Here is a 12,756-nt window from a genome sequence, read left to right as displayed (position 1 = left end):
CGTTCTAGCAGCGAATATGATGAGTGTGTCAGGTGACCGTACCAGCAAGTCCACGGGTATGGAGAGGTGCTCGACTGGATCGGATTTCAGGAGATAGTTCCATGATCAGAAATATCAATATCAGCCTGTTGTTGCTCATTGGTCTGCTCAGCGTCACCGCGTCCTATGCGGCTATCGGCTGGATAAGTCATTGGCGTTGAAACTCGCAGAATCGCCCATGTGTAACACAGGAGTGCAGACCTACAACTATGGCATCACCTGGAAGGACTCATCCAATACCGTCCGCTACTGGATCACGACGGGTAAACAGTGCCGTTACAACGGCAACGTGTGTGGTATTAACAAGAGTGAAAAATTTATTGCTTCATGCAGTCAGGGTCAGTGCCGCGCGTCACTGACCGATTGCCAGTACGGGCGGGTGTCTGCCAAGGTGCAGGTGACAGGTGTCGCTACACCAGCCTACGACGTGATCGCGCCTGTCCTACCGGCGACAGCCTGCAGCAGTAAATAGGCAATGAGCGTTTCAGGGCAAACGCTGCTCTGATAAACCCTCGCATTGGCTTTTGACGTTCGTCCCATGGGTCCTCCCGCGGTGTGACAAACAGTGTCTTGTTACTTCCCGTCGCCCCGGAGATTAACGGGAAGGATATGCTCAATCTAGTTGAATCTGGGTGCAAAGAGGAGCGGGCAGAGGTCGCCGTGCTGTCCGAAAATCGTCCGATCAGCTGAGTCTGACACCATTGAATCACGGAGTTCCTGTGCTAGATTCAGTTCACGAGGCTGCCTGTTGTCTTCGATTACCGCCCGTTCATTGCAATGGTAATGTTCGATTCCCGGAGGCAACGCATCATGAAGGTGCTATTCATTCTCTTGGCAGCGGGAACCCTGCTCGCAGGCTGTTCGGATCCCGAGCAGGATGCGCAGAAGGCACTCACCGAGGTAAAGGCCGACTGGTTTCGGCGCTCGCCGTAACCGATCCGGAGAAGCGCCTGAAGGTCTGGCAGGTGGCCCTCGAAGATCTTGCCGACATTGGCACGAAATTCGACAAGACGCAGGTCGGCATTGCCCTCGCCGCTGGACGTTCCGTCGACGGCCTGTCGCAGACTGCCATGAAGGGCGAGATTGACCGGCTGGCGGAACGCGCAGACTGCTATGCCAGGCCGACCGCAGAGTGCCTCATGCCGTTCGCCAGTCAGGGTTTTCGCACCAGCGGCGGCAGCCGGGGATATCAAGTCAGCACAAACCTTCGCGGATAAGTTCCATCTGCTCGGCAACCCAACCCGCCAACTGCGTATGGTCGAACTGCAGGCCGGGGCCGCAATCTCGCGCAATGAGAGAAGCGCGGCCGAGCCGGCGCTGCGGGATCTGTTTGCCAAAGGTGAAGCACTGGATGCACAGGGTGCCCAATCCCGTGATCGTGGTTATTATGCTGAACTTGCGGCTACGCAGGCCTTCAGGGCCGGCTACACGGACCTGGGTCTGGAGCTGTACCGGGCCGCGTCCAACAAGGACCAGCGTCCGTTCTTCGCTGCCTTCGAAGGTGCAAAGCCGGACGATTTTCCGGCGCTGTTGCTGGCTGCATACGACAGTCTGCGCGGTGAGTCGCTGGCCTACGTGATCGATGCCGCTATCCGCTGCCTTCGGAAGAGCTGATAATATGGGCCGGTGGCCCATAGCCACCGGCAAGTCTGTCAGTCAAGCGGCAATTTGCCGCCGGTTACATGCGCGAACACAGCGTTTTCTGACCTTCGATGGTGCCCACGAGGTTATCGCCGGACAACGTCAATGTGACCGAACCACCTTCGCCATTGATCGTCACCTGATCTCCCCGCATGTTGTAGGTGCCCATCTGGTGCTCACTGTCCACCACCATGTCGACCTTGCCATCCTTGCTGAAGGACATGCTGTCGAGCATGCATGCGATACCGCCATAAGTCGCCGTCAGGAAGGTCGGTTGCCCGTCATCCTGCTTGCCTGCCTTGTTGTCGCCGCCGCTGGCACCCTTGCGGCAGATGATCTTATCTCCGAGCATCGAGCCCTCGAGATCGCCGTCGTCGTTGAGTGTAAAGACGGTTGTCTGATTGTTGGCAGTTACAAGCACCTTCTCATCATCAACGGTGTAGTCTCCTGCTGTTTCGCCCATCTGCATGCCGAACATTTTCATGCTGATATAAACTTTCCCATTGTCGCGGAACGACAGTTTGTCAAACAGTCCGCAGTCATCACCACCGTAATCGCCGGATGGACCTGAAGAGCAGCCGACGGACAGAAAGGCGACCAGCATGCTAGATCCGATACCGAATATATTTCTGTTCATACACAATTCCCCCGAGATGGTTGGTCGTTGTTTTTACGGAGTATAGACCTGTCCGATCGCTGTCGGTGCAGGATTGTTTGCGACATCATCAGGCGTCCCCGCCGGGACTACCTGACGATTACCTCATCATTATCGTGGTATTGCCGGTCCGGTCATCGGACGCCTGCCGATACAGATGTCAGCACACATCTGCGCTGAAGAAATACAGGTCTGAATGCGCTGTCACCTTGCTTCTTGTGCTCTGACACCGTTTATGCGTCCGGTCAGACGTAGGTCGCCAGCAGCCTGAGCATCGCCGCGACCGCAGCGAGCGATGCGGTCTCGCTCGCGGTATGGTAGTCGGTGGTCGGAATCTGCAGGGTGGAGCCATTGATCCGGCCGTCGGTGGCGGCGGCGATGCGTCCCAGCTCGGTGCGTCCCAGAGGATAGGGGCGCGTGCGGGTGCGGTTCTGCTGTTCGATGTATTCGTCCTTGTAGCTGTAGGACAGTCCCAGCCGTTCGCAGCGCTCGGCCAGCTCCCGGGTCATCGCCACGGAGAAATCGCCGTTGGCGTCCTTTTTCCGCAAGGTGATCTGCTGCGCATCCGCATCCGCGCGTGTCGCATAGGGACTCGTGTCCAGTACCACCAGGCGCTGGGTGAGGATCTCCTGGCGCTGAAACCAGGACAACGCGTAACGCCAGCTGCGGCCGCATTCCTCCTGTGCCGTGAACAGGCCCGTTCCCTGGTAGCCGTTGCGGAACAGGTAGATGATCAGCGCGGCGCTGACGACATTGTCGAGCTGGCAGGAGATCAGGCCATGCTCCAGCTTCAGCCGGTCCAGAAACGACACCGGTGTGCCCGGCTGCAGGAAGTCCAGCCCGTCGACCTCGAAGATCAGGTTCTTGCGCCGCGGGCAGACATAGGAACCGGTGATCCTGCCCTGGCCGAGATAGGTGCCCGTGTAGGGCAGGTGGGCCTGTACCCGCTGCCCCTGGAAGCGGTTCTTGATCTGTCCCACCATGTAGGCCGAGACCGAGTCATCCATGTTTTCGCCCTGGTTGCCGGCGATGAAGGCGGCGTACTCGAACTCGTTCGGGCCGGTACACAGCAGGCCATGGCGATCGATATGGGCCGACAGATACAGATCGTCGGGCTGCTTGCCCTGGGCGACCAGCACACCGTGGAAGTGCTGCACGCGGACGCCCACTTCCTCCAGCTCGCGGCGCAGGACACGGAAGAAGGATTGCTCGTTGCCGACGACCGAGGGTTCCCGGATCAGGGGCTTGAGGATATCGAGAAACTCGTGCAGGCCACGATCGTGGCCGGCCGGATGCGCCAGGCCGGCATCCGGGGCGGGTTCGAAGGGTTCGCTGGACATGGCGGCAAGGACCTCAGGTTTAACCGGCACCGCGAGGGGTGGCCCGGCAGGTAAACCAAGCAAGTAGCATTCCATGTGCGCGCAGGGAAGACCGCCTTGTCAGGGCGGGCGCGCGGCTGCGGGCGGCGGTGGCAATCAGCCCGGCCCGGATTGTGCCGCGGCCGCGGTTTTTGCACCAGGGCGGTGCGGGCAGCCGGCGCCGTGGACCGGATCGGTACGCCGGCTGCTGCGTTTGGTGCCTGTACCCGCCGCGGGCATGGCGCTATATCTCGCACGGGGCCGGAAGAGATGCGGACTGCCGTCTCCACCAGGGCGGGACCGTCACCCTCAAGCCGCCGCAGTTCCGGGTGATTGCCGTCATGCAGACATCACAGCGCGCCCCGGGCGTTTGGTGTGATCCGCAGCCGCTCCTGTTATCCTCTACGTGGATCGATTCGCAGCGTCCCGGTGCAAACGGGGCCGTGCACACGCCCGGTCCCGGCAGCAGGGGTCCGGCGGGACGGGCCACAACAGCGTTGCTGACGACTGCGCAACGGACCGGCTCCATTCCCCTGCCGAATGGACCCCTAATTCCACCGCAACGGAGCCGAAGACAAGATCCAGCCATGCTCACGTTCCAGCAGCCCCCCAAGGATTACAGCGACATCTTTCTCGAGGAGACGGACCGTGCTCTGCCGGAGGTCCTGAATCCCAATACGCGTTACCTGTTTCTCGCCACCATCGCCACGGGCGGTAAATCGCTGATCCAGTCGGTCAAGGACATGCACCTGTCGCGGGTGGTCGCATACAAGTCGCTGCGCGCCGAATTCACCGACAACCCGATCGAGCAGCGCCGTCTGCTGCGGGAGGCGCGAGTCTCGGCCCTGATGCAACACCCCAATACCGTGCCCACCTATGAAATAGGCCGCGACCGCGAAGGCAAATATTATTTCACGATGAAACTGGTTCACGGCTACACCCTGCGCGAGATCATGGGTTACCGGGAGCGCTACGACCTGACGCAGCTGGTCGAGGTCATCGAGCAGATCGGTCATGCGCTGAGCTATGCGCAGGCCCATGGCGTCGCGCACCGCGACATCAAGCCCGAGAACATCCTGGTGGGACCTTACGGCGAGGTGTTGTTGCTGGACTGGGGGCTGGCCAAGGTGTGGCGCAAGGACGGCTCCACCGAGGTTGAGGACGAGGCGGAGATGGGCGGCAGCGCTGCCGGCACCAACAAGTCCATGACCGGGCACGGCAAGCTGCAGGGCACGTTGTGCTACATGTCACCGGAGCAGATCCGGCGCGACCCCGACATCAGTTTCGCCACCGATGTCTACAGCCTGGGCACGGTGCTGTACGAGCTGCTGAGCGGCAAGGTCCCGTTCAGCGGCGAGCACGCCTACGAAATCATCGAGGCAGTGGAAAACGAGCGGGCGGCGAAGCCCTCCAGGATCAGCAAGTATCCGGTGCCGCGGGTCCTGGAGGAGCTGGTCATGCGCTGCCTGCGCAAGGACCCGGGGCGGCGGCCGAGCATGGATGAATTCGTCCGCATCCTGCAGGAAGACTGGACCGAGGACCTGCTCGGCGGCAGACGCTGATCCGCTGCATCCGGTCGCCGCAAGGCAAAAAAAACCGGAGCGGTGTTCCCGCTCCGGTTGAGTTGCCGACAGCAAAACGGCGTTACTTTGCCAGTGCTTCCTTGGTCGTCTTGATGATGGCCGCGGCCACTTTGTACGGATCCGCGTTGGAGGCCGGGCGACGGTCCTCCAGCCGGCCCTTCCAGCCGTCTTCCACGGTGGACACCGGGATGCGGATGGAGGCGCCGCGGTCCGAGACACCGTAGCTGAACTGGTCGATGGCCTGGGTTTCGTGCTTGCCGGTCAGACGCTGCTCGTTGTGCGCGCCGTAAACCGAGATGTGGCGGAGTATGTTGCGGCCGAACTCCTCGCAGATCTTGGTGAACACGGTTTCGTCGCCGGATTCGCGCATGAGGCCGTTGGAAAAGTTGGCGTGCATGCCGGAGCCGTTCCAGTCGGTATCGCCAAGCGGCTTCGGATGCCAGTCGACCGCAAGGTCGTACTTCTCGGCGGTGCGCTCGAGCAGGTAGCGTGCCAGCCAGATCTCGTCACCGGCGCGCGCGGCGCTCTTGGCGAAGATCTGGAATTCCCACTGACCCGCGGCCACCTCGGCGTTGATGCCTTCCACGTTGAGGCCGGCTTCCAGGCACATGTCCAGGTGCTCCTCGATCAGGTCGCGGCAGTAGGCGTTGCGTGCGCCGACCGAGCAGTAGTAAGGCCCCTGGGGCGGCGGGAAACCACCGGGAGGAAAGCCCGGCGGCAGGTTGGTCTTCGGGTCCCACAGGAAATACTCCTGCTCGAAACCGAACCAGAAATCATCGTCATCGTCATTGATCGTGGCGCGGCCGTTGCTGACGTGCGCGCTGCCGTCGGCATTGAGCACCTCGGTCATGACCAGGTAGGAGTTCTTGCGACCCGGATCGGGAATGACCATGGTCGGTTTCAGCAGGCAGTCGGAGGCGTTGCCTTCCGCCTGCTCGGTGGAGCTGCCGTCAAACACCCACATGGGGCAGTCTTCGAGCTTGCCACTGAAATTTTTGCGGACCATGGTTTTACTGCGCAGGCTCTGGGTCGGCTTGTAACCGTCGAGCCAGATATATTCCAACTTACTCTTCATATGCATTTAGCTCCGAATTTATGGGTCTGTTTGCAGGCCGGGGCCCAACCAGTCGAAACGCTTCGGGGCGCACGACAACGTCACGGCGTCCGGCCAAACTCGAGTACCGCCACGGGGTCTGACGGGCCGCTCGCCGCCTGGTCCGGGACAGACATGCCGGTACCAGGGTCGTGTATGCACCATAATGAAGCGCAATTTGGTCCAAAACCCGCTGTGCGCACATTATTGGTGCATACCGGCTGATTGCCTATCATTCCCTTGCTTGCTTACTGCCTGACGTGGCTTGCATTTTCGGGGAGCAGGTCACGCTGGCTGGCATTAGTGATGCAAAAGCTGTGCCCAGCACCGAGAATCAAGGTCAGACCCCGGTGACCTGCATGAAAACCGTCGCGCCGGGCGGCGCGACGCTTGCCGCCTGGCTGCGGGAAGGTCAGTGCTGACCCCTTACTTTGAAGTTTCTCCCCGCCGCTTCGCGCGGCTGGTGGCCGGTGCCGTGAGCGGGTCTTCCGGCCAGTGGTGTTTCTTGTAGCGGCCGCGCAGTTCCTTCCGGACCTCGAAGTAGGCCGTCTTCCAGAAGCTGGCCAGGTCCTGCGTGACCTGCATCGGCTTGTAGCCCGGCGAGAGCAGGTGCAGCAGCAGTTTGAACCTGCCGTTGATGATGGCGGGCGTCTGTTGCAGGCCGAACAGCTCCTGCAGGCGCACCGCGAGCACGGGCTGGTCCGCGTCGCTGTAATCGATGGCGATGCGCGAACCGCTTGGCACGGCGACGTGTGTCGGCGCCAGCCGCTCCAGTGCCTGTTGCTGCGCATGGCTTAAATGTCCGGACAGGATGGCGTGCAGGTCGAGCGCCTGCAGCTTCCGGATGCTGTTGTGCGCATCGAGATACGGCTGCAGCCAGTCCTCGAGGTGGTCCAGCAGCACCGTGTCGGACAGGTCGGGCAGGTTGAGCGTGGCGAGTTCCGGCTCGGTGATTGCACCGGATTGCCGTTGCAGGCGGAGGAACTGTATCCGCTGACGCAGCGTCTGCGCGCGCTTGTCCCACGGCAGGCAGTCGAGGCCGCACTGGCGGATGCCTTTGATGAGCGCGGCATGCACGGCGGCGCGGCCGATGTCGACGGCCGGCTGCTGCTCCAGCACGATGGCGCCGAGGCAGGTCCGGGTGACGGCATCGACGCTTTGGGTCTGTGCATTCCAGCTGACATGGGTGTCCCGGGTGATGTCGCCGTTGAGGTGCGCTTCGATCTGCTGCAGCGTGATTTCCGCGGCGAGATAGATGCGGGCCTCGCGCGCCCGGCCGTCCAGGTCGGCGGCGACGATGAACTCCGCGCTTGCCAGGGCCTCGCCCTCGTCCAGGTAGGCGCCCTTGCCACTGCGCAGCAGGTAGCGGTTGCCGGCGGCATGACGGGAACGGCCGATACGCTCGGGGTAGGCCCAGGCCAGCAGCACGCCGGGCAGGTCGTGCGCGGTGATCGCCTCCGCGCCGGCTGGCTGTTCATGACGCCGGATGCGGCGGTGGAAGTCCTCGGCCGCGCGCAACACCCGCCGGCATTGCTGGCGGTTGACGCCGGCGGCCGTCGCCGCGCCCGCATCCTGCCGGAACGCTTGCAGCAGGGCGAGCCGGGGCGCGACGTCGGCGCTACGCGCGCCGCTGGCGGCAAGGATGTCCCGTTCGGTCAACAACGCGGCCAGCAGGCAGGCAGCGAAGCCGTGACCGGCCTGTGCGGCGCGGATCATCATATGCGCGAGCCGGGGGTGTGCGCCGGTCTCCAGCAGTTGCCGGCCGTGGACGTTGATGCCGAACCGCTCGTCGATGGCGCCGAGTGCCTGCAGCAGTTCGCGTGCCTGCGCAAGCGCGCCGGCATTGGGCGGGTCCAGCCAGTGCAGTTCACCGGTTTCGCGCACGCCCCAGTTGGCGAGTTCCAGTGCCAGCGGTGCGAGATCGCTGCGCAGGATTTCGGGTATGCCGTGGCGTGCCATGCGCTGTTGTTGCGCCGGGGTCCAGAGGCGGTAGCATTTGCCCGGTCCCAGCCGGCCCGCGCGTCCGCTGCGCTGGTCTGCCGAGTCCCGGGAGATGAACACGGTCTCGAGCCGGTTCATGCCCGCGCCAGGGTCGAAGCGGGCCTGGCGTTCGAGGCCGCTGTCGATGACGATGGCAATGCCCTCGATGGTCAGGCTGGTCTCGGCGATGTTGGTGGCCAGCACGACCTTGCGCCGGCCGGTCGCGCAGGGTTGTAGCGCCCGGTCCTGCTGCTCGCGCGAGAGGTCGCCGTAGAGTGGTGCCACGATCGGTGCGTTATCTGTCTGTGCGAGTTGCAGTGCGCCGAGCGCGTGCTCGACCTGCCGGATCTCGCGCACCCCGGGCAGGAACACGAGCACGCTGCCGGATTCCTCCGCCAGCACCCGTTCGAGCCGGTGCAGCACCGCCGCACTGATGCGGCCGGGTTCGGGCAGGGGCGCCCTGTCCGGCAGAAATGCCGTCTCGACCGGAAAGCTTTGCCCCGCGCTGGTCACCACCGGCGCGTCGCCGAGCAGGCGCGCTACGCCCGCCGCGTCGAGGGTCGCTGACATCACCAGCAGCTTCAGATCCGGGCGCAGCAGTTCCTGCGATTGCAGGCAGAAGGCCAGCGCCAGATCGGCATGCAGGTTGCGTTCGTGGAATTCGTCGAAGATCACCAGGGCGGCCGCGGCGAGTTCGGGATCGGCCTGCAGCATCCGGGTCAGGATACCCTCAGTCACCACCAGGATACGCGTGCGTGCGCTGCTCGCGCTTTCGGCACGAATCCGGTAACCCACGGTCGCGCCGGTATTTTCGCCGAGCGTCGCCGCCATGCGCGCCGCGGCAGTGCGGGCGGCGAGGCGGCGCGGCTCGAGCATGATGATCATCCGCCCGGCCAGCCAGGGCTCGTCCAGCAGCGCCAGTGGCACCCGCGTGGTCTTGCCGGCCCCGGGCGGCGCCACCAGCACCAGGCGGTTGCCGCTCCCGAGTGCCTGCCGGATGTCGGGGATGACCTGTTCGATCGGGAGACGGATCATGCCGGAAATGCTGAATCCCTATGAGGAAAAAATGTGCTCTGACACCGTTATACTTGCATTATGCCCTGGTTATCACCGAAAACTCGCCTGATTCTGCTGCTGCTGACCTTGCCGTATCGCGCCTTCGCTCACGCCGGCCTGCACGAGGAGATCGACCGGCTCAGCGTACTGATTCGCGCCAACCCGGTTGACGCATCGCTCTACCTGCAGCGCGGCGAGGCTTACCGTGTCCACGGCGACCGGGATGCGGCGCTCGCGGATTTCCATGCCGCGCTGGAACAGGGGGCGGATGCCGGGCAGGCCGAGACCGGCCTGGGTCGTGTCTATGCCGACCAGGGCGAGTACGGCAATGCGCTGCGCCATCTGGACCAGGCGCTGGCGCTGCGGCCGGGAGCGGTGCGCGCCCTGGTCGCGCGTGCCGGAATCCTGCGCGCGACCGGCAGGCCGCTGGCGGCCGCGGCGGATTACACGCGCGCCATTCTGCAGTTCGCGCCGCCACGCAAACCCTTGCCCGAGTATTACCTGGAGCGCGCGCGCAGCTACGAGGCAGCGGGCAAGATGCATCTCGAAGCGGCCTTGCGCGGTCTCGAGGACGGCATCGCCGTACTCGGTCCGGTGCCGACGCTGGTGCTGTATGCCGCAGAGCTGGAGGCGCGGCTCGGCCGGACCGACGCCGCCCTTGCCCGCCTGGACGGCATGCTGGCCAGTGCGCAGCGCAGCGAGTCGCTGCTGGTGAAACGCGCCGACATCCTGCTGCAGGCCGAGCGCTTCGCGGCAGCCCGTGACGACCTGCTCGCCGCGCAAGCCGCGATTGCCGAGCTGCCGCTGCAGCGCCGGCACTCGCGGCTGGTACAGTCCCTGGAAGCGGGCATCCGCACCCGGCTGGCGACACTGGAGCAACGGGTATCGCCATGAAATTCATGCGGACGGTCCCGGCCTGTGCCGTTTTTGTCGTGCTGTTCCTGCATGCCGTCAACACGGTCGCGGATGTGCTCGTCGCGGCAGGCGCTGCGCTCAACTACCTCGCCAACGGCAGCGACCCGGGGCTGGGCAACGCCTGGACCGCGGCCGGATTCGATGCCAGCGGCTGGTCGACCGGCGCGTATGGCATCGGCTACGAAAGCGGCACCGGCGGCGTCACCGGCCTGTTGCAGACCAGCGTGCCGGTCGGTACCTCGTCGATCTATACGCGCGCGACTTTCGGCATCGCGGATGTCACGGCGGTGAACAGCGTGACACTGGGCGCGGACTACGATGACGGTTACGTCGCCTGGATCAACGGAATCGAGGTATACCGTTCCGGCGAGCTGCCCCCCGGCGACCCGGACTGGAACACGGTGCCGGCGGCGCACGAATCCAGCAACAGCGCAGCACCGGTCTACCATCCCCTGCAGGACATTACCGCCGCCGCGCTGCCCGCGTTGCACGACGGCACCAACACGCTGGCCATCGGCGTCTACAACCGCTTCAATACGTCCTCGGATCTGGTCGTGGTGCCCCGCCTCGCCATCAACGAAGCCGTCACCCGCGGGCCATATCTGCAAATGGGGCGCCCGCCAGCGTCGTCATCCGCTGGCGCACGGCCACCGCCAGCGACAGCCGGGTCAGCTACGGCACGGCGCCGGGCAGCCTGACCGCCACCGTGACGGACGCAACCCTGACGACCGAGCATGAGGTCCGGCTCACCGGGCTGAGTGCCGACACCACCTATTACTACGCCGTCGGCAGTTCCGCCGTCATCCTCGCCGGAGACGATGCCGATCACTTCTTCCTCACCTCACCCGTGTCCGGCACCGCAAAACCGACGCGCATCTGGGTGCTCGGCGATTCCGGCACGGCCAACGCCGATGCGCGCGCGGTCAGGGACGCCTATAACGCGCTTACCGGTACCACGCACACCGATCTCTGGCTGATGCTGGGAGACAATGCCTACAATGCGGGAACCGACCGCGAATACCAGGCGGCCGTCTTCGATACCTATCCGGACATGCTGCGCAAGTCGGTCCTGTGGCCCACCCTCGGCAACCACGACGGCGTCAGCGCGGATTCGGCGACCCAGACCGGACCATACTACGACAGTTTCACCTTGCCGACCGCGGGCGAGGCCGGCGGCCTCGCCTCGGGTACGGAGGCTTACTACGCCTTCGATTACGGCAATATCCACTTCATCTCGCTGGAATCCCACGAGACCAGCCGCGCGCCCACGGGGGCGATGATGTCATGGTTGCAGGCGGACGTCGCGGCCACCGCGCAAGACTGGATCATCGCCTTCTGGCATCACCCGCCCTACACCAAGGGCAGTCACGACTCGGATACCGAGATCCAGTTGATCGAGATGCGGGAGAATGCCCTCCCGATCCTGGAGGCGGCGGGTGTCGACCTGGTGCTGTCGGGCCACAGCCACTCCTATGAACGTTCCTTTCTCTTGGAAGGCCATTACGGAACATCGGATACCCTGACTGCCGCCATGCAGATCGATGCCGGCGACGGCCGCACCGATGGCGACGGCGCCTACAAGGCCGTATACGACGAGGCCAACCCCTACCAGGGTGCGGTCTACATCACCGCCGGCAGCTCCGGCCTGCTCGGCGGCGGCACGCTCGACCATCCGGTGATGGTGCATGCCTCGCTCAACCAGCTGGGTTCGCTGGTGCTGGACGTCAACGGCAACCGGCTCGACGCCACTTTCCTGCGGGACGATGGCGTGGTCAGCGATCACTTCACCATTCTGAAGGCGCCCGACAATTGCCCGCTGCTGTCCAATCCCGCGCAAACGGATACCGATGGCGATGGCGAGGGTGATGCCTGTGATGTCGACGACGATGGCGACGGGCTGACCGATGCGTTCGAGCAGGCCATCAACACCGATCCCCTGCTGGTCGACACGGACGGGGATTCACTGTCCGATTTCTTCGAGGTCAACTACGACAATGACCCTGCCTACACCCCGGGCAGCGACCTGAATCCGTTGTCGGTCGATACCGACGGTGACGGGCTGAATGACGGTATCGATCCGGCACCGCTCGTGCCCAACGCGGCGGATGGCGATCTCGCGCCCCTGGGCGCACCGGATGGCAACCTGAATACCGGCGATCTGGTCGTGATGCTGCGGCTGGTTTCCGGAGGGCTGGCGCCGGGTCCGGTCGAACTGCTGCACGGCGACGTCTATCCGGTCGGTAGTCCGGACGGTGCGGTGGATATGTCAGATTTGTTGATCCTGCTGCAGCTGCTTGGATTCTGATCGCTGTTTGCCATATCGGTGCCGGATATATTTGCAGCCGGTAGATTACATCGGCCTGCCGCGAGTTCCGCGGCCCGGTTCTGCAGACATTAAGCGATTCGATTGGGTCGGACGCGATGGGTCCACCAATA

At 63.8% G+C, this 12,756-nt stretch carries 12 protein-coding genes; 8 read left to right on the top strand and 4 right to left on the bottom strand.

The features are described 5' to 3' along the window. Positions 1-190 precede the first annotated feature (190 nt). From R3F42_08855 to R3F42_08840, 4 genes are all read left to right on the top strand, one after another. On the top strand, positions 191-511 hold the full coding sequence (locus tag R3F42_08855) for a hypothetical protein (protein ID MEZ5542140.1): 321 nt from the start codon (positions 191-193) through the stop codon (positions 509-511). Positions 512-849: 338 nt separating this feature from the next. Then, positions 850-972, top strand: coding sequence for a hypothetical protein (locus tag R3F42_08850; protein ID MEZ5542139.1), 123 nt, complete (start codon positions 850-852; stop codon positions 970-972). A gap of 32 nt (positions 973-1,004) precedes the next feature. After that, complete coding sequence (locus tag R3F42_08845) at positions 1,005-1,256, top strand: hypothetical protein (GenBank protein ID MEZ5542138.1); 252 nt, start codon at positions 1,005-1,007, stop codon at positions 1,254-1,256. A gap of 37 nt (positions 1,257-1,293) precedes the next feature. Then, entirely contained in the window at positions 1,294-1,653 is a 360-nt protein-coding gene (locus R3F42_08840) for a hypothetical protein (GenBank protein ID MEZ5542137.1), read from the top strand. Positions 1,654-1,717: 64 nt separating this feature from the next. Here R3F42_08840 and R3F42_08835 read toward each other — a convergent pair whose 3' ends face one another. Both R3F42_08835 and R3F42_08830 read right to left on the bottom strand, forming a co-directional pair. After that, positions 1,718-2,317 carry a hypothetical protein gene (locus R3F42_08835; GenBank protein MEZ5542136.1) on the bottom strand — a complete coding sequence of 200 codons (600 nt, stop codon included), beginning with the start codon at positions 2,315-2,317 and terminating at the stop codon, positions 1,718-1,720. A 263-nt stretch (positions 2,318-2,580) separates the two neighbouring features. Next, on the bottom strand, positions 2,581-3,675 hold the full coding sequence (locus R3F42_08830) for a peptidase M42 (protein MEZ5542135.1): 1,095 nt from the start codon (positions 3,673-3,675) through the stop codon (positions 2,581-2,583). A 605-nt stretch (positions 3,676-4,280) separates the two neighbouring features. Between R3F42_08830 and R3F42_08825 the strand changes: the two genes are divergently transcribed. After that, positions 4,281-5,255: a serine/threonine-protein kinase gene (locus R3F42_08825; GenBank protein MEZ5542134.1), complete on the top strand. Its 975-nt coding sequence runs from the start codon at positions 4,281-4,283 to the stop codon at positions 5,253-5,255. Positions 5,256-5,337: 82 nt separating this feature from the next. Here R3F42_08825 and R3F42_08820 read toward each other — a convergent pair whose 3' ends face one another. Further along, the gene (locus tag R3F42_08820) at positions 5,338-6,351 is read right to left on the bottom strand and encodes a glutamine synthetase beta-grasp domain-containing protein (protein MEZ5542133.1); all 1,014 of its coding nucleotides are present in this window, start codon (positions 6,349-6,351) and stop codon (positions 5,338-5,340) included. 444 nt (positions 6,352-6,795) lie between these two features. After that, positions 6,796-9,384, bottom strand: a complete 2,589-nt coding sequence (hrpB, locus tag R3F42_08815) for an ATP-dependent helicase HrpB (GenBank protein ID MEZ5542132.1) — start codon at positions 9,382-9,384, stop codon at positions 6,796-6,798. Between the two features lie 60 nt (positions 9,385-9,444). On the opposite strand from hrpB, the gene R3F42_08810 reads away from it, so the two are divergent. From R3F42_08810 to R3F42_08800, 3 genes are read left to right on the top strand one after another with little or no spacing between them, the layout of a single operon-like run. Continuing rightward, positions 9,445-10,299: a tetratricopeptide repeat protein gene (locus R3F42_08810; protein ID MEZ5542131.1), complete on the top strand. Its 855-nt coding sequence runs from the start codon at positions 9,445-9,447 to the stop codon at positions 10,297-10,299. Beyond that, positions 10,296-11,018: a hypothetical protein gene (locus tag R3F42_08805; GenBank protein MEZ5542130.1), complete on the top strand. Its 723-nt coding sequence runs from the start codon at positions 10,296-10,298 to the stop codon at positions 11,016-11,018. The genes R3F42_08810 and R3F42_08805 overlap by 4 nt, the downstream gene beginning before the upstream one ends. Continuing rightward, positions 10,919-12,625 carry a metallophosphoesterase gene (locus R3F42_08800; protein MEZ5542129.1) on the top strand — a complete coding sequence of 569 codons (1,707 nt, stop codon included), beginning with the start codon at positions 10,919-10,921 and terminating at the stop codon, positions 12,623-12,625. Before R3F42_08805 ends, R3F42_08800 begins: the two co-directional genes overlap by 100 nt. Positions 12,626-12,756 lie beyond the last annotated feature (131 nt).

This window comes from Pseudomonadota bacterium (assembly GCA_041395565.1).
In the GTDB taxonomy this organism is placed as follows: Bacteria; Pseudomonadota; Gammaproteobacteria; order UBA9214; family UBA9214; genus UBA9214.
The sequence above is the reverse complement of the archived record's forward strand: the minus strand, read 5'-3'. Positions and strand labels throughout refer to the sequence as shown.

Coding starts and splice junctions, on each gene's coding strand:
- R3F42_08850 (MEZ5542139.1), top strand. CDS start 850: ATGAAGGTGCTATTCATTCTCTTGGCAGCGGGAACCCTGCTCGCAGGC.
- R3F42_08840 (MEZ5542137.1), top strand. CDS start 1,294: ATGGTCGAACTGCAGGCCGGGGCCGCAATCTCGCGCAATGAGAGAAGC.
- R3F42_08835 (MEZ5542136.1), bottom strand. CDS start 2,317: ATGAACAGAAATATATTCGGTATCGGATCTAGCATGCTGGTCGCCTTT.
- R3F42_08830 (MEZ5542135.1), bottom strand. CDS start 3,675: ATGTCCAGCGAACCCTTCGAACCCGCCCCGGATGCCGGCCTGGCGCAT.
- R3F42_08825 (MEZ5542134.1), top strand. CDS start 4,281: ATGCTCACGTTCCAGCAGCCCCCCAAGGATTACAGCGACATCTTTCTC.
- R3F42_08820 (MEZ5542133.1), bottom strand. CDS start 6,351: ATGAAGAGTAAGTTGGAATATATCTGGCTCGACGGTTACAAGCCGACC.
- hrpB (MEZ5542132.1), bottom strand. CDS start 9,384: ATGATCCGTCTCCCGATCGAACAGGTCATCCCCGACATCCGGCAGGCA.
- R3F42_08810 (MEZ5542131.1), top strand. CDS start 9,445: ATGCCCTGGTTATCACCGAAAACTCGCCTGATTCTGCTGCTGCTGACC.
- R3F42_08805 (MEZ5542130.1), top strand. CDS start 10,296: ATGAAATTCATGCGGACGGTCCCGGCCTGTGCCGTTTTTGTCGTGCTG.